The organism is Bradyrhizobium sp. AZCC 1578, assembly GCF_036924675.1.
Taxonomy (GTDB): Bacteria; Pseudomonadota; Alphaproteobacteria; order Rhizobiales; family Xanthobacteraceae; genus Bradyrhizobium.
The window spans coordinates 2,207,237-2,230,222 of the sequence record NZ_JAZHRZ010000001.1; the positions used below are offsets into that span (position 1 = coordinate 2,207,237).

Consider the following 22,986-nt stretch of genomic DNA (forward strand, 5'->3'; position numbering starts at 1 on the left):
TTTGCGTTCAGCAAGACGGCCCCTTCCGAACCGTCCCCGTGAGCCAATCGACGCAGAGCTTGGTCTGCTTGCCGCGCAACGACAGTGTCACGTCACCCCCGGTCGAAGAGCCGTCCGGGAAGAATTGAAAGCCGCCATTCGAAGCCGCAGACTGCATTGCCGAAGCGAAGGTCAATTTGGCTTCTATGTTCGGAGCAAAGGGTCGCTCCGAGATCACATTCGATCCGAATGTCCGCCGATCGACATCGATGAAAAGCGCCATTTGCGTATTGCGCGTAATGGCCGCGGAGCGTGTGACACGGAGCGCCGCCGCCAACTCGCTCGACGCCATATCCAGACGCAAGCCCTCTGAACCGCCGGAGAGCAAGGGCACCGCAAACGTCGTCGTGAGCGCAATGATTGCCACCACGACCAGCATTTCCACCAGTGTGAAGCCCTCACAGCGACTCCTGCCTTCACTGACGCTCATCGGCCCACCACGTCGTTGATGCTGAGAACCGCATTCATGACAGGCATGATCAGGGCGCCAACCATCAGCGCAATGCCGACTGTAAGCGCGGGCGTGAGCGCCGACATGAAGCGATCGATGCTGCTCTGCGTCTGCCGCTCCAGCATGATTGCAACCCGCATCAGCGTCCGGTCCAGTTTGCCGGATTCCTCCCCTACGGAAATCATCTGCAAGGCAATTGCCGGCAATATGGCTTCGGCGCGCAGCGCCCGGTGCAGAGCTGTGCCTTGATGAACGGCTTCAATCGCCCGATCCATTCCGGCGGCGATATGACGATTGCCGATAACACTGCATGCCGACTTGGCCGCCTGGATCAGCGGAACACCGGCTTTGAGCATCGTGCCCAGGGTACGCGTCAAACGTGCGGCTTCCTGCTGCAACAGAAACGACCCGACCACCGGCAGGCGCAGCTTGAGACCGTCCAGCCGTTGCCGCACGTCCGGCTTGCGCGCCGCAGCCGAGACGGCGACAAGAAGCAGGGAAAATACAACTGCCAAGCTGGCGGCGATCTCGATCCATCGTTCGTGCAACGCCATCATGACCTGAATGCTCGTCGGCATCGGCTTGCCACTTTGGCTGAAGATCGGCGCAATCGAAGGGATGAGCCCGCCGACAATGATCGCGAGCGTCCCCAGACTGAGGGCGACGAGCATGCAGGGATAAACGAGTGCCGATTGGATACGGGCGCGAAGTTCCGCCCTCCTCTCGAGCAGTTCGGCCAATTCGACAAACACGTCCGCCAGCGTCCCCCCCGTTTCGCCGGCTCGCACGACCGCAATATAGTCCGCGGGAAACACGGCAGAGTGCTTCTGCATGGCATCCGACAGCGGCATACCATTCAGGATCTCGGACAGCAGGCTCTCGACCAACTCGCGAAGCCGCGAGGACGAGGCCTGCTGCTGCAGTATGCGCAAAGCATCGTCGAGCGGGATTTCCGCGGCATTGAGCATCGCGAACTCCCGCGTAAAGGCAAGGAGATCCCCGCGCCGAGAGCCTCCGCCACCGAGCGTGATTTCACGATTCCACCATTTGGTGCCGGACTGATCCGCCGTATGCATCTGGAACGGAGACAGCCCTTGGGACCACAGCGCTTCGTTAGCTGCATCTAGCGATGTCGCATCGACAGTGCCTTCGGCAAAGTGACCATCATGACCATATGCCTGGTAGCGAAACGTCGGCATCACTCAAGTATCCTGCGTCCTGTCTGCTCAACAGTGCGCGATCGCGCCCGGCGATGGGGTCCTTCGACTGCGATATAGCGCCGAAACTCGTCCGTGATGAATCTCGCCTCATCCAGATTGCGGATGACGTGCGGTCTGATGAGGATTACGAGTTCGGTCTTGCCGATCTCATGATCCTTGTAGCGGGCCGCGTTGCCGAATACCGGAATGTCACCGAGGATCGGGATCTGGGTGCGGCCGACGGATTTGCTTTCCTGGATCATTCCGCCCAGCACCAGGGCCTCGCCGTTGTTGACCACCACGCTTGTCTTAATCTTGCGCTGGCGGATCGTCGGCGAATCGATTTTGGAAGAGGTCGTCAGCGCCACGCTGGAAACCTCCTGTTCGACGTCGAGCAGGACGCGGCCACTTTCGTTGATGCGCGGCGTGATCGACAGGATCACGCCGGTGTCCTTATAGCTCACCGAATTGACGATCGGCGCGCCAGGCGTAAGCACCCCGGTCGCCGACTGCGTCGTGATCGGAACCTGATCTCCGATCTGCAAGATGGCCGGCTTGTTGTCCATGACCGTGAGCGACGGCGACGACACGATGTTGACGTCGGTAATCTTGTTCAGCATGTCCAGTGTCACGGCGACATTCGCCGCCGTCAACGCATATGAAAATCCCGGGAACACCGAGCTGACTGCGCCGTTCAAGGCATCGCTGAAGGTGTATTCATCATTCTTCTTCTGCATGTACCAGCGAACGCCGAATTTGAGATCGTCGTTCAGCGTCACTTCAGCAATCGTCGCCTCGATCAGCACCTGGTTGGGCATCAGATCGAGCTGGCTGATCACCTGCTGCACACGTACGTAATCAGCCTTAGTCGCTTCGATCAAAATTGCGTTCTTGGCTTCATCTGCGACGATCTTGACCCTTGGCCCATCGCTCGTGGCGTCGTTGCCGAGCTGAACTGTCGAACCGGAGCTTGGGCCGGAACTTGCCGGAGCACTCGCGACCGCAGGCTGCGCGCGGCCCGCGCTGCCAAATCCGCCGGACGACATACCGATCGATGCCGTCATGCCGGTGGAGCCGGAGCCTATTCCTCCCGATTGTTGCGGCGCGGACTGAAGCTTCGCCTCCTGATAGGCCGGCGAAACGTTGCGGCGCGCCGCCGAACCTACGGTCTCGCTTGCAAACATCGATTGCAGGACGTCCACCAGCTCCTGCGCCCGGCGATTTTGCACCGAATAGGTAAAGAGCTGCTTTTCGCTGCCCTGCGCCTGCGCATCGAGGCGGCGGATCCAGGTCTCGGCACGGCGGAGATATTGCGGTTGCGGCGAAATCACCAAAATGGCTCCGAGCCGCTTGTTCGGCAGAAACTGCACCATGCCGGCCATCGGGCCTTCCCGATCCGAGGAAAACACTGTCTTCAGCTCGCTCGTAATAGCCTCCGGCTGCGAGCTCTTGACCGGCACGATCGCAAACGACATGCCCTTCATGACGTCGATGTCGAACAACGCGATCGACTCCCTCATGTTGGCGATTTCCTCGCGATTTCCGGATAGCGTGATCAGGTTGCGGGTATCGTCGGCCCGGACAATGCCGCCGCGCGGCACGATCGCCTCCAGCAAACGCCGGATTTCGGAGGCAGCGACATATTTGAGCTGCACGACCTGCAGACCGGTCCCGATTAGTTCGCCGTCCTCACCCTCCTCCGTCCTGATCCTGGCGCCAACATTGGCCTGATCGGCGGCGGCGATCCGATAGGTGCCTTTTGAGTTGACGATTACCGCGTTGTTGGAACGCAGCGCCGCCTGGAAGAGATCGATCACGGCCGATCGCGCCACCGGCCTTGGCGTCTGGATCGTGATTTTGCCTTCGATGCCGGGATCGACGGTGTATTTGACCGAGAGAATGTCGCCGAGGATGGTCTTGGCGGCTTGCGATGCCGGCACATTAACAAGGTTTATCGTGACGTCATCGGCGACGTCTTCTGACGCTCGCGCAATCGCGCCCGTCGGCGGCTCGCCAATGAACCGGCCGTTACCTTCGATGATAGTCGAATTGCCGCCGCGCGTATTGGCCAGCAGCGGCGAGCCGCCCATCCGACTGGTCGGCGGCGATGGTTGTGCGTAGGCATGTTCAGCCGCAGGCCGCGGCACCGAACTCCATTCCGACGTAGCGGGCTGACCGTCCATCGTTTGGCAGGCAGACAGGTTCAGTGCAAAACAGACCGCCACAACTCGACGACTGGAAGTCCAGGTACCCAACGCGACCGCTCCTACGGCCACGCAGCGGCGCGCCGATTTTTGCTCTACCTACACTTGTACACATTCAGAGCGGGTGGTTAGTGACAGACGCAATCTTTTCACAGGTAATGCACATGAATCTTCTAGGAGCCGACAAACCGTCGATGAACTCCTGGTGCCATCAACCGAGAACTTCGGGAATGATATGCGGCGCTAAGGGCCTCACGCTCGCCGATCTTCGCCCCATCGCATGATTGAGTGCACTGTTACATCCGCCGGCTCGGTATAATCAGCGCTGACGATCAGGCCGCGCTCCGCAACGCCATCATTGAGACGCTGTGACAAAGGCCATAGCCGCAACCCGGGCTGGATGCACAGGTGTGAGCAATCAAAACGAACTATTCCGGAGGAAAACGACGCAATCCGAATCAGAACGTGATGCACTCTCCGAGAAGAGGCTCTGCAATCTTTCTTACCATTGCATCGAAGTACAGAGCCTCGCAGTAATTGCAGGAAGCCAAGACTTGCTTCTGATTCTAAGCTTGCTGAGAAGTCCCGAAGGATGCGGCGATTACATCGAACAGCGCGATGTTAGCCCGAACTCCCAAGACAAAATCGCTGGCATCCCCTCCTCCCCCGTATAATCGACTTCCGTAGACAAGCTGATCAAATGGCTCATTCCCTCCCAACTCAAACGCAAATTTGGGATCGTCCGCGTGGAATATCCGAAACATCAATGGCATTTGAGTACAATAAGGACTCCCCCCGAGATCAGTGCTGACCTCGAAGACGAGGCCGCAGCTCAGATTTTTATGCCAGAGGTTACGACGGCGCTTGAATGCATGCGCTGAGCAAAACTTATCAATGAAGGGAAGGACGTCCCGCTTCTTTCCTGTCCAACCTCCCGTCTGAATTTCTAAACGCTCGCTCTCCTGCTTCTTCTGCATCCCTACGAAGACTGCTTCGCTATTTCTAAACTCTGCATCAAACCAGGTTTTCTTGAGATGCTCAAACAAGCATCTGATGAGCGGGGGAGCTTGAAAAGGAGGCTCAAGAAAATCCCTGGCCGCGAAGAGCTCATCCAAAAATGCAGAACGGTATTTTGGTTCAATGCCAAAATACCGCATCTCGGAACGCACCTTTCCTGCACACCGCATTGTCTCCAACGCGACTTCGTCCCAATATCGATTGAGCAAGTCCGCCTGGTGTTCACCGCAGAACTCAATCATTCGATTCTGCCATGCCCTGTGGACCAAGAAGCCGCGCGCCTCAAAGGCAAGCTGTATCGAAACACGGCCTGACCAGTTTGCCACCACGTTCAGAAGAGGGTGATCTTCACTCATAACATCTCACCGCAAAAGTTTCCAAGACCGCGGCCCTGGCACAAAAATACCATTTGCACCCGGCTGGCTACTGAAATTGTAGCTGTAGCTTCCGCTATTGGTAAATTCGCTCCAAAGAATAGCCCCCACCCCCCGCGTTCTGATAGATGTAGCTGCCCATGGTTCCAACGAGTGGTCCGCTTGGCATGGGTAAGCCTAACCCGCCCGCTTGATACTGTACCGGGCCTGTGCTTGTCGAAGCGTACCATGCAGCCTCAAGCGGCCCCGTGATTTGACCGTAAATACTATTAGGCTTGATCTCCCAAATTTCTCCCGAAATATTGTTTCCAATATCCACACGCCCTTCAAATGTGTTCATCCGGCCATCAGATGAACTCTCTACAAAGTAGCCAGGTAGCTTCTGGTCACGGAGCCAATCTTGAAAAGTGCGGTGCGCATCACTGCCCATCTGCATGTTTTCTAGCCACCACTTAGACGCACTGGCAGCCGCATTGAACATATACCCGAAGGCGGCAGTGACGGCGCCATTTTCGAACTTGCCGCCGCCTGCCACTGACGCGAGACCACCGACAACGCCGGTAGCCGCGGTGCCCCCAATGAGATCGCCTACACCGCGCCTCGGATCGAACACTTGATTAACCAGCGGGGTTGCGGCCGCGCCGGCAGCACCCGACAACGCACCGCTTTGGCACGAGCCACCGGAGGCTACCGAGGACAGGCAGCCAACAGCCGCGTGACCGCCAATATTGAATGCGTGCGCTGAGGTTCCGAATTCTGGAGACGTGTGGTTGTAGAGGTCGAAGGCTTTGCCCTGGGCCACGTTGGTCGCGCCACCCACGACAGCGAACGCAAACGCTGTTGCGGCAGCTATCGCCCCGGCTCTAAGCATTTGTCCGAGATTGCCGCCGGAGAGGCCTGTGATGATGGCGGCGCCAGCGGCCGCCGCGATGAACGGTCCGACGAACGGTGACAGCACCGCCGTGATCGCGATCTGAACTATGGAGCGCAGAATCGGGATCGAGTTGAACAATGAACTGAAGAAATTACCGACACTGCGGAAGAAGCTCGACAGCCAGGAGAAGCCGGAGGGATCGGTGAAGGCGAGCGGGTCGTTGCCGACATAGGAGTATCGGTTCCAGGCCTGTGCGTTCATCGGATCTGGCACGGTCGGATCGGGACTGATCATCCGTCCGACCAGTGCGTCGTAGACGCGGCCGTTCATGTGGACGAGGCCGACGGAATCGAGTTCCTCGTGGCCAGTGAAGCCGCGGCTGGTCTGGCTGGTGATGCTGCCAGTCGGATCATCGGCGCCGTTGGGATGGCGGCGCTTGCCCCAGGCGTCATAGCTCAGCCGTTCGACCACGACCCCGCTCTCATTGGTGATCACCGAGATCGAGCCGAGATGGTCGGTGTGGAAGTAGCGCAAGGAGACGGTTGCGGCGGTGATGTCCTTGACCCGCATGCCCACCCGCACATTGCCGACCGAGAGATACTCGTTCCAGCGCGGCGAAGCCGAGCCGACGCCGAACAGTTCGGCCGTGACACCGAATGCATGGATGTAAAGCGTGGTGCCGTCGGGGGCGACCTGCTTGATCCGCTGGTGATTGACGTCGTGCTGGAAGCTGACGGTGCGGGTGCCCTGCGTGATGGTCGCGGGCATGTTGTACGAAGTCCAGGTGATGGTGCGGCCGAGCCCCGCGGTCTGGTTGCCGTTCGGGTCGTAGGTAAAAGTCGTGCTGATCGTGGAACCGCTGATGCTCATCACGGCATGCGGCAGCGGCGAGCCGGGCGGCGCATAGCTGTAGGTGCCGACGTCCGACTTCGACATCATGTTGCCGATGCTGTCGTAGGCATAGGCTTTTGGCGGCGCGACGCTGCCGCTGACGGTTGCCGTCAGCAGCCGGTTCAGCGGGTCGTAGGTAAAGCTCTCGGAGAGGTTCTGGGTGTCGTGGGTGCGCGACAGCGGGTTGCCGAGCAAGTCGTAGGTGTAAGCCGAGCTCTGCACGCTGTTACCGGTGCCGGCTGCGATCGATTGCAGACGCCCGGTTGTGGCCGAGAAGGTGCGCGTGGTGACGATGCCATTACCACTGGTCTGCTGGGTCAGATGCTGCTCGGCATCAAGCCCGTTGGCAGTCCAGAAGGTCTGGGCACTGCCGTCGGAGAGCTGGTTGGCGTAGCCGAGGCTATTGTAGCCGTAGCTGGCGACAAAGCCGGAGGGATAGGTGACCTGGCTCAGCCGTCCATTGGCGTCATAGCCGGCCCCCATCGTGTAGGTCGTGCCGTCGATCGTGGTCGCGACCTGGCTTGGGCGGCCGAGCGCGTCGTAGGTCATCGTGCGCTGGTAGCCCGCGGTGGGACCGGCGGTGATGCTGGCGGAAGCGAGCTTGCCGATGCCGTTGGCTGCGGTGTCGTAGACCCAGACCGAGGTCATGTCCGGCTCGACCCGCTGCAGCGGCCGGCCGAGCTTGTCGTAGCTGATGGTAGTGGTCTGGCTCTTGGCGTCGGTCTGGCTCACCGTCTCGCCGAGGACGTTATAGGTATAGGTCCAGGCGCCGAGATTGGGATCGCTGCTGGCGATCTTGCGCCCGCGCGTATCATATGTAGCGGTGACGATGTTGGTCTGGGCGTCGGTGGTCTGGATCAGCTTGCCGAACGCGTCATAGGCATAGAGCATCGTCTGGCCGAGCGCGTCCGTCACCGAAACAACGTCACCCTGGCTGTTCTTGGTCACCGTGCGGGTCTGGCTGAGCGCGTTGGTCTCGGTGGTCGTCAAGCCGTGATAGGCGTTCTGCGTCGTGCTGTTGTCCGGCATCGTCGCCAGCGTCACCCGGCCGAGCGTGTCGTAGGCATAGGTCGTCCATTGCGGCGTGCCGCCGTTGACAAAATACGGCCGGCTGACCTTGAGCACCCGGCCCTGGCTGTCATACTGCTTGGCGCCGCGGACGATGCTGCCGTCGAAGCCTTGGGTGTCGCGCGCGACTTCACGCTCGAGGCTGTCGAAATAGACGATAATGGTGGGGGCGTTCTGCGTCGTCCCGTCGGCAGCAAACGATTTCGCCTGGTTCAGCCGCACCGCACCTGCCGGGCAACTCGCGGTGCCGCCATTGAAGCCGCTGCAGAACGCATAGGTGAACTGGCTTCGTGTGCCGTCGGCCCGCACCTCCAGGATCTTGCGGCCAAAGCCGTCATAGCTCCAGGTCGTGGTCAGCTCGTTCGGCCCGGTGTGGCTGGTCGGCAGGCCGAAGCGCGGATCGTACTGCCAGGTCTCGCTCTGTCCCAGTGCGTTGGTCGCCGACGTCGCGAAACGGCCTTGCGCGTCGTACGTTGTGCTCGCCGCGCGCGTTTCGATGTCGATGCCGCTGACGGTTGCCGAGGTCTTGTTGCCATAGGCATCGTAGACGTAATCGGTCTGCAGCCGCAGCGAAGGCGTGCCGGGCTCGATCACCTCCTGGGTTAGCAGGCCGGAAGCTGGATCATAGGCAAAGCCCGAGCTGCGCGTCCCACTCGACTGGGCAAGCGCCACACCGGACCACGTGGCAGCAAGCGCCATCACGCCAGCATATTGAGCCAACTTCTTCATCGCATCCCCCGCCACGCGAACCACCTCGCGCCCCAGAATTGTCATCGCAGGTGCGCTGGCCGCTTCAGCAGCGCACGATCTCACTCAGTTGAGCGGCCCACGCCGATCGCCCACCGCACTCCATGTGATGAAGGAACTGCCGAGAACCGCGGATCCGGCCGCACCGCCCGAGCCTCCAGCCGTGCCACAGGCCGCGTTGTAGCCTATGCCACCCGTACCACCTGCGAGTCCGGGCCCGCCACCTGCAGCGCCCAATCCCGCGTAGATTTGCCCGCTGCCACCAGCAGCCCCACCGCTCCGGCCGCATTCAAGCCGCTACTTCCTCCTGGGGCTCCCGGATAATTAGCCGAGGCGCCAGCGCCACCGCTGGTCGCTATTAAGCCGGCACCGGCTCCGCCGCCGCCACCGCCGAGCGTAAATCTGGAAGGATAACCCGCGCCGCCGCCGCCGCCGCCGCCGCCCCAGATGCTGCCGTTGTTAGTAAGAGTCGTAGTCACACGGATTTGCATCGCCGGTCCGCCGGCGCCCCCCGCTGATCCGGGGCCGCATTGAGCCGAGCCAGCGCCACCCTCGCCACCACGCCCCGCAATCGTTCCGTTGTTGGTGAACTGCAACGTGCTGCCGGGAGGGAATGTCCCAGTATCAAACGCCGGTGTGCCCGTCGAACCAGAACCAATCACTACGCCACTGGCGATCGACACAAACCAAGTCCCGGGCTGGCCCGAGTTCGACCATCCGTTAGCCACTAGATGATTCCAGAGGTTGATATTGCTCGTGCTGAAAGAGAACGTGACGGTCGTGGGTGAACAGGTTTGGCCGGTAAGAGTGCCGCTCAACGCGCCACTGGCACCACAGGTACGCGTCTGGGCCACCGCGCTGCACAGCTGTCCCGGCGGCACGCTCGCTGCCGAGTAGGCCGTGACGCTCTGCCCCTGACCAATCGTTCCGCCCCAAGGCACCGGGCAAACCGCCGAGCAGGTCTGGTTCGTATAACTGCCGCTTAGCGTCCCGTTCGTACAGGTACGGGTTTGCGCGATCGCGCTGCACGCCTGCCCAACCGGACCGGTCGTCGCCGAATACGCGGTCACGCTCTGGCCGTTGCTGATGGTGCCGCCCCACGGCAAGTTGCAGTATTGGCCAAGCTGTTGCGGCGCCTGGGCCGTAACCGTCGAGCCCGTCAGCCGGCCGAGGAACCAGTTGGTCGTGTCGTTCGTGTAGCTGTTGTTGGTCGTCTTGCTGTAGCCGTCCGATGTCGCCACCGTGACCTGCGTCGCATTGTTGTAGGCATCGTATTGATAGGAAGTGGTCGCGGTCGGCACCGCTGTTCCGTCGAGATCATTCTTGGTGGTCTGGCTCTGAGTCAGGAATACCTGGTAGCGCGTCCCGCCCAACGAGGTCGAACCATATGTGTTGGTCGTCGTGCTAAGCGTGGCACTGGCGAGCGTTTGGGATTCGTTCGCCACTGAAAACAGGAAGGGATAGTCCTGCCGATATGTCGTCGTCTGAACGATATTTGTTTGCAGGTCCGTCGTCTTCATCTGACGAAAGCCAAGAAATCCGCGGCCGTTCAAATCGGTCTTGGCGCCGACATAGGCGTAAGCCGTGGCGAGCGTGCCGCCGATCCCGTTCGAGACATCGATGCGTGCGACCGCCTGCAGCGGCATCTGCACATCGACGATCGGATCGGCCGCCGTGTTGTCCTTGGTATAGACTGCGCTGTCGGTCAAAGACTTGTAGGTAAAAGTGACCGTGGCCCCAACACCGTTGGTGACCGTCCTGATGACATCGGGAGGTACGCCGTCACTCAGCCAAAACACCCGTGTGCCGGTTGAGCCCACTGTGCCGCCACGGCCATCCCACAGCACGTCAGCCTTGCCATCGCCATTGAAGTCGCCGACTATCGATGCATAGCCGACAAGGGTGCCGTCCTGCCCGCCATAGTTGGAGACAACGTTGAAAGTCCCGTCTCCCTTGCTGATCCAGGCGACGCACGCACCAGCAGAAAAGCCGCTTCTGTTATTCACTTGAACCCACAGCACATCGGTCAACCCGTCACCGTTCAGATCGCTGAACTGCGGCACGTACTCCACAAGCGTTCCATTCAGGCCGCCCGCGTTGGTGTTCGTGATGAACGTGCCATCGCCCTTGCTGATCCAGAGGATGCGTGCGCCTGCCGAGCGCCCGTTCCACAGGACGTCTGTCTTGCCATCGCCATTGAAGTCGGCGAAGTACGGGATGTAATTAGTTAAACTGTTGTCGGCGCCCGCGACCTGGGTGAAGGTGCCATTGCCATTGCCGAGCCAAAGCGCGCTTAGGCCCGAGGCTTGCGCCGCCCACAGCACGTCGGCGCGACCATCCCCGTTGAAGTCTATCCCGCCAGGCCGTGCGAACAGATCACCCATGCCCAAGCCGCGGCCGAACGGAGGCGCCGTGGCTGAAGTTGTGGTGACGCTACTGCCATCGGAGTTCGTTACCCATACACTGACCGGCGCGCCTGGGTCATAGTACCAGATCGAATCCGTCCGGCCGTCGCCATTGAGGTCCAGAAGACAGTAGATAACGAGTAATTTGGTCCAAGAGTCGGCGGTCCGTTGGGGTTAACCGCGAACGCACCTCCGCCAACGCTCTTCCAGATCACGACCGGAAAATTGTTTCTCGCCCCGGGAGACCACCACCAAATGTCGGCGCGCCCGTCACGATCAAAATCTCCCACGATTGGTGAGTATACCCCAAGCTGGCCGTCCTGCCCTGCCACGTTATTAGTGACAGCGAAATTCCCCGTTCCAGTATTCGTCCACAGAACGCCGTTTAGCTGTCGCATGGACGTCCGGCAAGCCGTCGCCGTTGAAGTCACCGACCACGGGAAGACCCCCTGCTAGCGCACCGTTCTGTCCAGCGACATTGGTTATCACCGTCGCCGTCAGTGCCCCATTCTGCCAGGTGAAGCTCGTGGCCGGCAGGCAATTGTTTGAGCCGTCGCATAGCGTGAGGCTGGAGAGCTGACTGCGCCCGGTCGCGCTGCCTTGCTGGTAAGCAAGCCGGTAGTCGCCGACGAGATTGGGGCCGGAATAGGTCTGAACGTTGGTAAGCCGCACCGTCGTCTTGATCAGTGAGCCAGCATGATAGATCGGGATGATGTCCGTGCGGTTCGTGTCATAAACGAAGCGAACCGAATTGTAGGCAGCCAGAGAGGTTCTATCGTTCGCCGTATAGTCAATCCGCGACGGATAGGCCTGCCCGTTGACGGTATCGTTCACATAGGTGACGGTGAAGTAGTTGCCCTTGGTGTCGCTAACCTTGTTGACGCCCCAAGAGCGCGCAGTCGTCTTGCCCTGCGCGAGAATGCGGGAATCGGTTGTGTTGCCGAACTGGAGTATCTGCCCCGACTTGCTACGCACCTCGAACCATGCCGGCCCGGTGCCCGCGGTGCCGTGCGAGATGACCTTCGAAAAACTCTCGATCTCGGTGCGATACTCGGTACCGTCAGCGCCATAGCCGCCACTGACGGCTATCAGACGCTGACCATCGAGACAGAACCGGTCATTGGCATCGTAGTTCACGGCGCCGGCAACACCGTCTTGAGCGACAGTGCGCGGGCAGCGCCCAATCGCCGGCAACCCGCTGAGCGACCAGCCAACGCCAGCGACGCCGGCGCCAAGCCATCCGCTGGAGGCGCCACTTTGGCTGTTATAGTCGAGCGACAGTGACGGATTCATACCCGCCGTTCCGGGCGGCACCGAGATCGGGACAGAGTAGGTTGCAGCGCCCGACGCGCTTACACCCGATTTTCCTGGCAACGCTGAAGTTTGCGCGAAGGACTGTTGTGGTGAGATCGCAATTGCGAAGACTGCAGTCGCAGTCAACAGTCTCTTGCTTGCTACGGCCTTCGCATGAAAAGCCACGCAAACCCGCTCAAACCAAGCACGAACCGACGATCCCGCCCCAACCATAGTCCCCTCCAGCCCGGATCGAGCACGCAGCTATCCGGTCCTCGGTCAATGCGATTGACCGGACACGAGTCTTTGCGATTTCGATGAGGGCCTTGAATCCCGTTCCAAGGCACAGAGCACAAGCAGCGCGCTATTCCGGATTTTCCGACCACTACCTCAGATCACACTCGCGCCCCTCAACTACCTTGGAACTTTCGAGCACGGCAACATACAAACATCCGCGCTGAAAAACCTTTCCACAACCTTGTGTTGATTGCAAATATTGATCACCAATCTTGAGCAACGTCATCTATTCGTCGTACGCGGAGTTAGCGGCGCGCTGAAGAACTTCGATCCAAAGTCGTTTTGTTTAAAGAGCGCGGCACCAGCCGTGAGGCCGATGGTTCGGGTTAGGTTAGTTTGCTAGCCTGAAAGGCGGCCGGCCCTAACCTGCAATGAGTTTCGGAATGCAGATCATGTTGCAGGCGATCAGATTGAGGGGAAGTCGGCGACAATGCATAGACGCCGCGACATTTTTCGCATCGTCCCGCACTGACTGGCCCTCAAGAGACATTCGATCGTCGGGCGTAATCGCGCCGTGCCGAAGCCTTGATGGCGCCTGCAGAGAGCTGCATCTCCGGCGGACTTAGGGTGGAGCCGACTATCTATTACGACAACTCGTGCCTGCACGCGTAGCGTCCCTGTGCTCTGACCCTGGAAGTTCTCGCCACCAGTGCCGGAGAAGGGCAACGCCAAAGAAAGACCACAACCGGTCATTGAAGTTACCTGATTCCATATAATGGATGCCTCGCCCGCGTAGAGCATCCGATGGTCGAGAATGGCCCACGAACAAGACCACAGATATTTGTCTCTTCGCAATCAGTCCTCGACTGTCGCTCTCCAGCACCTACGCTACGCCGTACTGTCTGCGGAATATGGAAGCTTCCGGCGCGCCGCCGACGCTTTGTTCATGCAGCAGTCGACGCTGAGCCGCTGCATTCGTCAACTCGAAGAATCTATTGGGGCTGACACTGTTCGAGCGATCGAGCGGAGGCGTATGCGCAACGTCGACCGGCCAGAGTTTTCTTCGCACGGCGCGGTCAATTTTGGAACACATGGATGCGCTGGTTACATCATCACAATGCAACGGGCGCGGCGAAGCTAGCCGGCTGTCAGTGGGATTCTATACGTCGCTGTCGGCCGGCAATTTACGGGCGACCTTTGTTGATTTCAATGTGGAGGGAACGTATCCGGGGTGGCTTTGCCCGAGGAACATCATCTCGCCGCCAAGAAAGCGGTCTACTGTACTGACTTGCGGAGCGAAACAGTTCTTCTCAACCAGTACGATCCTGGACGAGAACTGGAAGATCTTTTGTTGTCCAAGCTCGTCTCGGCCACAGATAGACGTAAAATTGAACGCCGTGATGTCAGTAGAGGCATTATCAAGTCCCTTATCACCTAGGCTTCGGTCAAAGTCTGGTGGCGGAGTCGGACATTGGCCTTAATTTGCGGGCCTCACCTATCACGAAATGCGCGATGGCCTGGGACCGAGCCAGGTCCATTATTCAGCGTACTGGCGTAAGGACAATGACAACCCGGGGGCCTGTGAACTTCGTCAAACTGTTGAGCGAGCGCTATCCCTTGCCCTGCGCAGGCTGACCCTTGCGTCGCGCAAAGGTTCGATCCGTTGCCATGAAGCGCGCCAGCATCGGCGCGACCAATTTTGCTGGATCCGAGACCGATTGCCGGTTTCACCGGCGAGCTCGTCGGAATAGGCGACCAAATCACGATGGACATTTGCCGGCAGCTCCATGGTAAGCTTGACGGGCTTGTCATCAGCAATGGCGCCGAGCTTCAGCTTGACCATTTTCTTTCACCCTCTGTATGGTTCAAGCACCAGGTCGCGATTGACGATTACCCGTACCGGAAAACCGGGCCGGATTGTCAGAGTCGGCTGAATGTTGAGATTGCGCCGAACGATTTGTTGACCGGTTTGGTTCAGGGAATCCCCTGCCCCACGGCGAAGCGCCTGAATCATGGCGCTGGTAGCGTCACCCGCATCCGCTCCGGTTCCGAGCTCGGCTCCTACCCCAAGCAACGTTGAAAGCAGCGCCGCTTTGAACAGCTTATCCCATTGATGGTCGACTTCGTCCTGAAGCCCGGCATTTCCCGCGGTATCCGCGCCCGGCTGTCGCCCTAGGACGATCGAGCGGCCGTTCGGCATGATCAGGCGTGTCCAGACCAGGAGGACGCGTGACTGTCCAAAGGCGACTTGGCTGTCGTAGATTCCGATCAATCGCGCACCCTGGGGCACCAGCAGCGAGCGGCCCGTCCGTGTATCATATACGCTTTCGGTCACCTGCGCGGTGATCTGCCCCGGCAGATCGGAACGGATACCCGTGATGAGGGCTGCCGGAATGGTGCCGCCCGCTTCCGTATACGCCTCGATCCCGACAAAACGCGCGCGGCGGTCGGTGGCGGGAACGTGGGTTTCCGTGAGAAGCTTGCGGATGGTGCTGGCGTCGCGGCTATAGGACAGCCGATCAAAGACGGCCTCTTGGCGAGCGTGGTCGGTGGTGATGGCAAAGGCCATCAACTGCTCAAGCGTCAAGTCACCCTCGCGGTAGACCTGCATCAGCTTAGGCGAAACTGCGCCGAGCCGCAGGCGCTGGCGCACCACATGGGGCGTAACGCCGAAACGGGCTGCGATTTCTTCTGCACCGAACCCGCGTTCATCGGCAAGTTTCTTGAAGGCCTCGAACTGGTCGGCAGGATGCATGTTTTCGCGGGTGACATTTTCGTCCAGACTGATCTCGTGCGGATCGTTAACGGTATCCACGATGCAGCGGATCGGCTCGGTCTTCTTGATTTCCTTCCGCTTGACCCGCAGAAGCTGGGCAAGCCGCCTGCCCTCGCCGATGGTCACGAAGTAAAATCCCGTGGGCGTCCCCTCCCCGTCCAATTCCGGTTCAACGACAAGATCTTGCAGAATGCCTTTGGCGGCGATGCTCGCCGCGTAGGCTTCAATCGCCGCCTCGCTATGCGGCGTCTTGCGCGCGTTCTTCGGCGACTTCTTCAGCTTGTTGAGCGGAATGAAAATCCCGGTTGCGTTCTCGGGGCTGGTTTCAACGTGCTTGGCCGACATGATCGATCTCCTTTGCTGTCATGGGTGCAAGGCGCACTCCGCGCCTGCGCCCCTGCCCGTCGGCGAGACCGGGGGTAGCAAGTGCCAGGGCGACCCGGGCGGAGGGGGATCGCCCGCCCTAACAGGTCGCTCGAAGAGCGGGTCTGCACAAGCGCGTGCCAAGATTTCGGCGTGGGGGAGATCCGAAAAGCGCGGAAGACCGGGGAGACCGCCCGGGTCGGCGCCGGCGCTTGCCGGCGCTTCACCCTGGCGCGCGCGAGGGGCTGCGCCCCTTAGTCTCTCAGTGAAGGATTCGTGCAGTGCTAGCGAATTCGCCTGAGTCCGACGAAACTAAAGAGGCAGCCGCAGGAGCGTCAGCATAGCGCCGACGCGGGAACGCGGCGGGACGCGGGACCGACTGCAGTCGCGAGACCGGTTAAAAAGGCACCCGCAGAGGGGCAGTGATAGCGACGCCGGCATGAAATGACGGCGGGCCCCGAAGGCGAGTGCCTCCGGCGAGCGACTCGATATCGCGCGAGGGATCGACGCCGAATGGCCGAGACGCCGCGCGGCTCGGTTCACGAGAGCCCGGTGCGGCACTTGCCGCCCGCGCAAAGACAACCGATCGGCAATGCCGCTTCTTGCAAATTCGGAAAATCCGAAATTTAAATTGACTGGTCAGGCAAATCAGTGTTCTATGAGGCACCTGGGATGTTTCCAGGGAGAATGTAATGTCCGACCAGTGTTCCGAGCTCGTCGAGATTTCGAAGCTCAATGGCGATTTCAGGAGAAACTACGGCAAGATATTGGGCGCAATTCTCTACCTGCGCTCGATCAGTGCCGCACGCGGACGTTCCTGGTTTTGGGCCGGCTTGATTTCTTTCGCTTGTTCGGTCGCGTTGGCTTGGCTGGCGCGGCATGGCTGGACGAAGTGAATCTCGCTTTGATGTTCCGAATAAGTTCGTTCTCAGTGTCTACGCGAACGGCCTTGTGGCGGGCCAAAGCCCCATCCGAAAGCGTCAGATAAGGCTTCGCAGTGTCTGCTGCAGGCAACAGCACATAGTCTTGAACCACCTTGTTAGCCTCCTTCAGCCGCAAGAAAACACACAGCTTTGTTCGTTCCTTTCTCGGGTGGGCTCTCCACAGAGCAACATGATTTGGGGTCCTCTGCGCCATTCGCCGGACCACCTGAAACGAGATGATCTTGCTGTTTCCGTGCCGTGCAAGCCCTGCACCATCGTCGGTGAGATTCAGCAGAATCCCAAGATCGGTCCTCAGCGCCTCCGCAACCTGCCCTGCCAGCTTTGACAAAAGCTCAGACCAATGATCTCGCACGTCGAACCATTCGCAGTCACGGGATCCTTGATAACCGATGAGCGCGTAGGCTTTCCGTAGCGAGCCAAAATGCTTGATGTAGCATGCGACAGAAGGGAGTCCGGGCGCGTTCTTAATGATGCGGGTCGTGAGTTTTCCTTTGCGACCGAGCGTCAGGCGGAGTCTGCGCAGCATCTGGTCTTCCGGAATCGAGATGTACCGCTCAGCCATGATCTTCTGAGCGCGTGCAAAGAGGTCCTGGTCGATCGCCGGCGCCACCACTCCTGGGCTCCGAATCCACAGATGATGAGGATTGTTTACCTGCGCCTGGCCGAGACGGCGGGACGTTCGGTTGTAGACGAGATTGCCGATATAGTTCTCGTTTCTAAGAATAGAATGGACCATGATGTAGGGCCAGGGACGCCCATGGTGATTGGCAATGTTGGCTCGATTGAGCTGTCGTGCGATTTCGACGTCGGTCTTTCGCTCCACGACGGACTGCTGGAATATCCATCTGACGGCCGCGATCTCTTCGTCAGAACCGAGCCGAAGCCGCACACGGTCCGTTTTCAGGGCCTTGTACTCGCCCTTCGCCAGCCGACCTTTCGAGCGTTGCTGCTCATCGATCATCTCCCTGCCGAGTCCGAACGTGAGCGAACCTCCAACGCGATAGCCGAGGCTCGCTATTCGGCAGTGGCCGGCGTGCACCTTGACGCCAAGCTCCCGCTGAACTCAGCCGCCATTACGCGTTTGATGTTCTTTAGGATGCTCGACAGAAGGCTTCCGTCGTTTTCGAATTGTTCAGCGCAATAGGCGACCTTGACGCCGCTTCGCTTGCAGACAAACTCATAATGCGCACTTTCATCGACATCCTGGAAGCGTCCCCATCGGCTGACGTCGTAGACTAGAACGTGCTCAAAGTCCGTGTTTCCTGATTGAACATCCTTGATGAGTTCGGCGAGGGCCGGCCGCCGGTTGATCCTCACGCCGCTGCGCCCTTCGTCGACATAAGTTCGAACGATGGTAAGATTTCGTTGCTGCGCGTATGCCGCGATGGCGGCCGCCTGGTTCTGGGTCGAATAGCGCTGAAGATCGGTGGACATTCGAACATATTGCGCCGCGCGAAGCGCCTTCTGGGCTTTTGCCAGTTGGGTACTGCGGCGAATGACGAGCGCATTGACCATGGATCAACGCTCCGGGAGGAAAACGTAATGAGGAACGACCGGTTCCTCTAGGAGGCCAGGGACAGCTTTGCTCCGCCCGAAAGCGCTGGATGCGCTAATCGCTTTGTTGGAGAGCAATAGGCGGCGGCGCTCACCGTGCTTCACCAGAGTATCAATCGTATCGAGCAAGTGACGGGTGTCATGGTTATCCACGCACCGGTTGCTTCCAGGTAGTGGCTGCTTACCCTCGCGCCCGTCGCAACGCAGCTTCCAGTCGCGTCCTCTCCTTCTCCCAACGCGCCTCTTCGGCTCGCGACTCGTCCTCGAGAGCCTCTAGCTCGGCTCGAATGCCTGCTGATTTCTCTTCGTGCTTCCGACGGGCTGCATCCAACGTGCCTTGTGCCTTGTCGATGGCATGCTGCCGTCGCTCGCGCTCCTTCTCCCGGGCGGCTTCTTCCTTCGCGCGTTCTCGCTCGCGGCGATTGTGCTCCTTCTCGAAAGCAAGTGCGGCCTTCCGATCGGCCGCCTGGTCGTTGCCTGCCTTCGGGGGCTTCTGTGCGCTGCGGCCCTGCGACTTGCGAGTCTTCGAGCCGCGGTCGCCGGCGAGATCGGTAGGCAGTTCGGCGTGCTCCTTGAAGGGCCCGCCCGACCCGACGGCGCGTTTCAGGACGACGCCCGGCGCCGCCATGGTTGCTGCGATAACGTCGGGATCCTCACTTTGCTTCGCCACACCCTGATGAAAAAGATTGCTGTCCGCACCCCAGGCTTCCAAAGCCGCCTTCATCGAAGGCGCTGCTATCGCTAAATCGAAAAAGCCTAATGATGTCTCGTAGGTCTTCAGCTTTTTCGCCATGCATGTACTCCGCAGCGGCCGCTTAGATCACGATATGATCGAAATCCATGGCAATCCGGCTGTTTGGAAACGTCTTCTTCGCCTCCGCCAGAAGCTCCTCATCGGTATAACGGCCGGAAATGTGAGTCAGGACGAGCTGCTTGACGTCGCACATAGCGGCAAGCGCGGCCGCTTCACCCGCGGTGAGATGTCCGTAGTCGCGCGCAATCGCCGCGTCGCGGTCCAGAAACGTGGCCTCGATCACCAGCACGTCCGCGCCGCGAACCGGTTCGGCCAGTCCCTCGGTGGTTTCGGCATCGCCCACGATGACGAGCTTCCTGCGCCGCTCTGGCGGACCGAGGACGCCTTCGGGATCAATTGTCCTACCATCCGCGAGTGTCGCCGGTCTTCCCTCCGCCAGCTCCTTGCGCACCGCACCATCGGGCACACCGAGGGCGGCGAGGCGGTCCGGCCGAAGATGACGGCGAGCCCGACTTTCAAACGAGAAGCCGAAACTGTCGGTATCGCGGTGGCGGACCGGGAAGCAGGCAATTGTGAACTCGCCTCCGTCAATGACCTGACCTGCCGTCATCGGAACAAACTCGAGTGGAATGGGTGCCCTTCCCTCGCCCCAAAGGCCGGCGAGCATCCCGACGACGACTTCGAGTGTGGCCGGGCTTGCGTGTATCGTCATGGCGTCAGTGCTCTGTCGCAACCGCAGGGTCGAAAAGAGACCGGGAATGCCAAGCACGTGGTCGAAATGGCCGTGGGTCAACAAGAGCCGATCGAGCCTTCGAAAGCCCGCGCCGCTGCGCAGCAGCTGACGCTGCGTCCCCTCTCCGCAATCCACCAGAATGCGGTGACTTCCGGCCTCGACGAGGAGACCGGGATGATTCCGTTCAGCCGACGGAACGCTTGCCGATGTCCCTAGGAATGTGAGCGCGAACATCGTAGGCCGGCTTCCCTCTCTGACCGGTATTGATAGTCGAGAACGCTCACATCCCTGGTTTTCTCCGGTGACACGGGATCCAATCAGGCGGACTTGCGCTGCGGCCTGGCTGCCGGCTTCTTCGCCGCCGCTTCCTTCGGCTTTTTGCCAGCGATCGGCATCAGCATTTCCTTCTGTCCGGCTGCCGCCTTGCGCGGCTTTTTCACCGGCTTCTTCGCGGCCTTCGTTTCGGCCGCAGCCCCGCCGACGCTTCGTCGCAATGCCTCCATCAGATCGACCACGTTCTCACCACGTGGTCGCTCCTTCGGCGTGATCGGCTTGCCGGCACGCTTCTGGTTGATGAGGTCGATCAGGGCCGTTTCGTACTGATCCTCAAATTTCTCCGGCTCGAAGCGTCCGGACTTTTGGTTCACGATATGCTTGGCGAGATCCAACATGTCCTTCGTAATTTTAACGTTCTGGATATCGTCGAAATACTCCTGTTCGGAGCGCACTTCGTAGGGGTACCGCAGGAGCGTCCCGACCAACCCTTTGTCCAGCGGCTCAAGCGCGATGATATGCTCGCGATTGGTCAACACCACACGGCCGATCGCGACCTTGTTCATTTCGCGGATGGTCTCTCGGATGACCGCGAAGGCGTCGTGACCGACCTTTCCATCCGGACGCAGGTAGTAGGGACGGATCAGGTAACGTGGATCGATCTCGGACTTGTCGACGAACTCGTCAATCTCGATGGTACGCGTGGACTCCAGCGCGATCTCTTCGAGCTCTTCCTTGGTCACCTCGATGAACTGGTCTTTCTCGAGCATGTAGCCCTTGACGATGTCCTCGTTCGGCACCTCGTCACCGGTGTCCGCGTCGACCTTGAGGTATTTGATGCGGTGGCCGGTCTGCCGATTGAGTTGGTTGAACGAGATTTTCTCGGACTCGGAGGTGGCTGGATACAGCGCGACCGGGCACGTGACGAGGGACAGACGAAGAAAGCCTTTCCAGTTGGCGCGGGGGCCATGTACGCAGTACTCCGTTTTCGAGCGGCTCGGATTCAAGACGATCGAAAGGGGCTGGTTTCGACACTCCCCGCCCTGTTTTGCGACTCTCAATTTGGATACGCCCCATCGCAACCAGAAAAAATCATTCCCATCCGCCGTTGGTCGGACTCGACATTTGTTCCTGATATGTTCTAGTTATGCCATGAGCGATCGACCCGCGAGTTGGCGGATGCCTACCCCGAAACAAATGGAAAAGCTTGCCGCCTCGATCGGCAGAAAGACGGTGGTGACGCCCTCTCTCGATCCGCAGGACGAGATGCCGGACGAACATTGGCATGCCGTCCTGAACGATGCCCAAGTCGAGACCAGATCTTCGGAACGATCGAGCGCAGGGCAGCGCCTCTCCGAAATCGCGCAGCATGTCCTGCGAGTGTCCTGTCGCAGGTGCGAGCGCATTGTCGAGATCCAGAAGGCCGACGCCATCCGTCTGTACGGGCAGCAAGCCAGCTGGAGGGAGGTCGGTCAGCGACTGCTAAATAACACCTGCCAGAACCGGACTGGCCGCCATGAGGAAGACGGCTGCTGGTCGGCCTTCGAACCCATCTGATCATAGCTCGGCGTCGTTCCGGATGGCCCCTAAACATCGCCCGACGCCTCTGTCTGGCGGAGACCGTAAGGCCTTGAAGAGGGAGCTCGGCGAGGCGCGGGCGATGACAGGCATTTTGGCCGCGCAGTCGGACGAGCTGCGCGCCAAGGGGGACGCACTGATCCGCCAGGCCGATCGGCTCCTGGCTGAAAGCTGGAACGAGCGGATGTGGGCGGACGGAGAACCGATCGATCCGTCTCCGACCGTCGACCAAGCGATAAACGGCGGCTGTCCTTGGCTTCAGATCGAGTGCTCGCGCTGCAAGGCGCCGAGCCAGATCGATCTCGCTGCCCTGCCCCATCCACGGACAACCTTCGTTCATGATCTCGCCGGCAGGCTGCGCTGCCAGAAATGCGCTAAGGCGGGCCGGCACCCCTCGGCGACGCTGCTGCAACTAAGTCAGCGGCCGCGCAACGTGCCTCCGGAGGACTGACCGTGTGCAATCTCTATTCGATGACCAAGAACGTTGACGCGATCCGTCGCCTGTTCAGCGCACTCAACAGTCGCGTTGGCAACCTGCCTTCAATGCCCGGCATCTTTCCGGACTACCCAGCGCCGATCGTTCGTAACGCGCCCCACGGTCGTGAGATCGTCATGGCTCGATGGGGCATGCCGTCCTCCCAGGAGGCGATCCTAGACGCCACCAAGAAGCGAGCCCAGAAGCTCGAGGCTAAGGGCAAGCCAGTCGATTTCAAGGAATTGCTTCGGATGGAGCCCGACGGTGGCACCACCAACATCCGAAATGTGGGCAGCGCACATTGGAAGCAGTGGCTCGGGACCGAGCACCGTTGCCTGGTCCCCTTCACGTCGTTTAGCGAATACGACACGATCGATGGCAAGAAGGTCCCGGTATGGTTCGCTCCGGACGATAGCCGGCCACTGCTGGCATTCGCCGGCCTCTGGACGAACTGGACCAGCGTCCGGAAGGCGAAGGAAGGTGAAGTCACGATCGACATCTATGCCTTCCTGACCTGCAAGCCGAACGCCGAGGTCGAACGCGTCCATCCGAAGGCGATGCCGGTGGTCCTGACGACAACCGAAGAGTACGATGTCTGGCTGCGCGCCCCCTGGGACGAGGCCAAGGCGCTCCAACGGCCGTTGCCAGATGGGGCGCTGAAGATCGTTGCGACCGGCGAAAAGGAAGATCCTGTGCTGGCCGCCTGACATTTGCACAGACGGACAGAACACGTGGAA

18 protein-coding genes and 1 pseudogene are annotated in these 22,986 nt (G+C 60.0%); 4 read left to right on the forward strand and 15 right to left on the reverse strand.

Annotated features, from left to right (window positions below; all coding sequences use genetic code 11):
- Positions 1–7 precede the first annotated feature (7 nt).
- The 8 genes from V1290_RS10730 to V1290_RS10760 all read right to left on the reverse strand — a co-directional run bounded on the left by V1290_RS10730 (position 8) and on the right by V1290_RS10760 (position 12,796).
- Positions 8–469 (reverse strand): GspH/FimT family pseudopilin, encoded by a 462-nt coding sequence (locus V1290_RS10730; protein WP_334364381.1) that lies wholly within the window; start codon positions 467–469, stop codon positions 8–10.
- On the reverse strand, positions 466–1,689 hold the full coding sequence (locus V1290_RS10735; protein ID WP_334364382.1) for a type II secretion system F family protein: 1,224 nt from the start codon (positions 1,687–1,689) through the stop codon (positions 466–468). Before V1290_RS10735 ends, V1290_RS10730 begins: the two co-directional genes overlap by 4 nt.
- A complete protein-coding gene (gene gspD / locus V1290_RS10740) occupies positions 1,689–3,872 on the reverse strand; it encodes a type II secretion system secretin GspD (protein WP_442894980.1) in 2,184 nt (727 codons plus the stop codon). The genes V1290_RS10735 and gspD overlap by 1 nt, the downstream gene beginning before the upstream one ends.
- A gap of 587 nt (positions 3,873–4,459) precedes the next feature.
- Positions 4,460–5,266, reverse strand: a complete 807-nt coding sequence (locus tag V1290_RS10745) for a hypothetical protein (RefSeq protein WP_334364384.1) — start codon at positions 5,264–5,266, stop codon at positions 4,460–4,462.
- 94 nt (positions 5,267–5,360) lie between these two features.
- Positions 5,361–8,846 (reverse strand): RHS repeat domain-containing protein, encoded by a 3,486-nt coding sequence (locus V1290_RS10750; RefSeq protein ID WP_334364385.1) that lies wholly within the window; start codon positions 8,844–8,846, stop codon positions 5,361–5,363.
- Between the two features lie 203 nt (positions 8,847–9,049).
- The gene (locus V1290_RS10755) at positions 9,050–11,248 is read right to left on the reverse strand and encodes an FG-GAP-like repeat-containing protein (protein ID WP_334364386.1); all 2,199 of its coding nucleotides are present in this window, start codon (positions 11,246–11,248) and stop codon (positions 9,050–9,052) included.
- Between the two features lie 68 nt (positions 11,249–11,316).
- Positions 11,317–11,667, reverse strand: a complete 351-nt coding sequence (locus tag V1290_RS36490; protein ID WP_442894981.1) for an FG-GAP repeat domain-containing protein — start codon at positions 11,665–11,667, stop codon at positions 11,317–11,319.
- Positions 11,606–12,796 (reverse strand): SpvB/TcaC N-terminal domain-containing protein, encoded by a 1,191-nt coding sequence (locus V1290_RS10760; protein ID WP_334364387.1) that lies wholly within the window; start codon positions 12,794–12,796, stop codon positions 11,606–11,608. Before V1290_RS10760 ends, V1290_RS36490 begins: the two co-directional genes overlap by 62 nt.
- 817 nt (positions 12,797–13,613) lie before the next feature.
- Here V1290_RS10760 and V1290_RS10765 point away from each other — a divergent pair.
- Complete coding sequence (locus tag V1290_RS10765; protein WP_334364388.1) at positions 13,614–13,940, forward strand: helix-turn-helix domain-containing protein; 327 nt, start codon at positions 13,614–13,616, stop codon at positions 13,938–13,940.
- Between the two features lie 469 nt (positions 13,941–14,409).
- Here the strand turns inward: V1290_RS10765 and V1290_RS10770 are convergent.
- From V1290_RS10770 to ku, 7 genes and pseudogenes are all read right to left on the reverse strand, one after another.
- Positions 14,410–14,642: pseudogene (locus V1290_RS10770) on the reverse strand (DUF2274 domain-containing protein).
- A 6-nt stretch (positions 14,643–14,648) separates the two neighbouring features.
- Positions 14,649–15,920, reverse strand: a complete 1,272-nt coding sequence (locus V1290_RS10775; protein ID WP_334364389.1) for a TrbI/VirB10 family protein — start codon at positions 15,918–15,920, stop codon at positions 14,649–14,651.
- Between the two features lie 813 nt (positions 15,921–16,733).
- Entirely contained in the window at positions 16,734–17,843 is a 1,110-nt protein-coding gene (locus V1290_RS10780; protein WP_334364390.1) for a recombinase family protein, read from the reverse strand.
- A gap of 53 nt (positions 17,844–17,896) precedes the next feature.
- Positions 17,897–18,397, reverse strand: coding sequence for a recombinase family protein (locus V1290_RS10785; protein ID WP_334364391.1), 501 nt, complete (start codon positions 18,395–18,397; stop codon positions 17,897–17,899).
- A 220-nt stretch (positions 18,398–18,617) separates the two neighbouring features.
- Positions 18,618–19,229, reverse strand: coding sequence for a cell envelope biogenesis protein TolA (locus tag V1290_RS10790; RefSeq protein ID WP_334364392.1), 612 nt, complete (start codon positions 19,227–19,229; stop codon positions 18,618–18,620).
- A gap of 22 nt (positions 19,230–19,251) precedes the next feature.
- The gene (locus V1290_RS10795) at positions 19,252–20,157 is read right to left on the reverse strand and encodes a ribonuclease Z (RefSeq protein WP_334364393.1); all 906 of its coding nucleotides are present in this window, start codon (positions 20,155–20,157) and stop codon (positions 19,252–19,254) included.
- A gap of 83 nt (positions 20,158–20,240) precedes the next feature.
- Positions 20,241–21,203: a non-homologous end joining protein Ku gene (ku, locus tag V1290_RS10800; protein WP_334364394.1), complete on the reverse strand. Its 963-nt coding sequence runs from the start codon at positions 21,201–21,203 to the stop codon at positions 20,241–20,243.
- 190 nt (positions 21,204–21,393) lie between these two features.
- Here ku and V1290_RS10805 point away from each other — a divergent pair, with 190 nt between their 5' ends.
- Genes V1290_RS10805 through V1290_RS10815 form a run of 3 tightly spaced genes read left to right on the forward strand, consistent with a single transcriptional unit; the run spans position 21,394 to position 22,956 of the window.
- Positions 21,394–21,753 carry a hypothetical protein gene (locus tag V1290_RS10805; protein WP_334364395.1) on the forward strand — a complete coding sequence of 120 codons (360 nt, stop codon included), beginning with the start codon at positions 21,394–21,396 and terminating at the stop codon, positions 21,751–21,753.
- Between the two features lie 22 nt (positions 21,754–21,775).
- Complete coding sequence (locus V1290_RS10810) at positions 21,776–22,225, forward strand: hypothetical protein (protein WP_334364396.1); 450 nt, start codon at positions 21,776–21,778, stop codon at positions 22,223–22,225.
- 2 nt (positions 22,226–22,227) lie between these two features.
- Positions 22,228–22,956, forward strand: coding sequence for an SOS response-associated peptidase (locus V1290_RS10815; protein WP_334364397.1), 729 nt, complete (start codon positions 22,228–22,230; stop codon positions 22,954–22,956).
- Positions 22,957–22,986: the final 30 nt, after the last annotated feature.

Excerpts from the sequence above, each read along its gene's own strand:
- V1290_RS10730 (WP_334364381.1), bottom strand. The coding sequence starts at position 469 with ATGAGCGTCAGTGAAGGCAGGAGTCGCTGTGAGGGCTTCACACTGGTG.
- V1290_RS10785 (WP_334364391.1), bottom strand. The coding sequence starts at position 18,397 with ATGGTCAATGCGCTCGTCATTCGCCGCAGTACCCAACTGGCAAAAGCC.
- V1290_RS10745 (WP_334364384.1), bottom strand. The coding sequence starts at position 5,266 with ATGAGTGAAGATCACCCTCTTCTGAACGTGGTGGCAAACTGGTCAGGC.
- V1290_RS10780 (WP_334364390.1), bottom strand. The coding sequence starts at position 17,843 with ATGATCGATGAGCAGCAACGCTCGAAAGGTCGGCTGGCGAAGGGCGAG.
- V1290_RS10735 (WP_334364382.1), bottom strand. The coding sequence starts at position 1,689 with ATGCCGACGTTTCGCTACCAGGCATATGGTCATGATGGTCACTTTGCC.
- V1290_RS10765 (WP_334364388.1), top strand. The coding sequence starts at position 13,614 with ATGGCCCACGAACAAGACCACAGATATTTGTCTCTTCGCAATCAGTCC.
- gspD (WP_442894980.1), bottom strand. The coding sequence starts at position 3,872 with ATGGACGGTCAGCCCGCTACGTCGGAATGGAGTTCGGTGCCGCGGCCT.
- V1290_RS10760 (WP_334364387.1), bottom strand. The coding sequence starts at position 12,796 with ATGGTTGGGGCGGGATCGTCGGTTCGTGCTTGGTTTGAGCGGGTTTGC.
- V1290_RS10755 (WP_334364386.1), bottom strand. The coding sequence starts at position 11,248 with ATGGGTGATCTGTTCGCACGGCCTGGCGGGATAGACTTCAACGGGGAT.
- V1290_RS10805 (WP_334364395.1), top strand. The coding sequence starts at position 21,394 with ATGGAAAAGCTTGCCGCCTCGATCGGCAGAAAGACGGTGGTGACGCCC.
- V1290_RS36490 (WP_442894981.1), bottom strand. The coding sequence starts at position 11,667 with ATGCGACAGCTAAACGGCGTTCTGTGGACGAATACTGGAACGGGGAAT.
- V1290_RS10795 (WP_334364393.1), bottom strand. The coding sequence starts at position 20,157 with ATGTTCGCGCTCACATTCCTAGGGACATCGGCAAGCGTTCCGTCGGCT.
- V1290_RS10775 (WP_334364389.1), bottom strand. The coding sequence starts at position 15,920 with ATGTCGGCCAAGCACGTTGAAACCAGCCCCGAGAACGCAACCGGGATT.
- V1290_RS10790 (WP_334364392.1), bottom strand. The coding sequence starts at position 19,229 with ATGGCGAAAAAGCTGAAGACCTACGAGACATCATTAGGCTTTTTCGAT.
- V1290_RS10750 (WP_334364385.1), bottom strand. The coding sequence starts at position 8,846 with ATGAAGAAGTTGGCTCAATATGCTGGCGTGATGGCGCTTGCTGCCACG.
- V1290_RS10810 (WP_334364396.1), top strand. The coding sequence starts at position 21,776 with ATGGCCCCTAAACATCGCCCGACGCCTCTGTCTGGCGGAGACCGTAAG.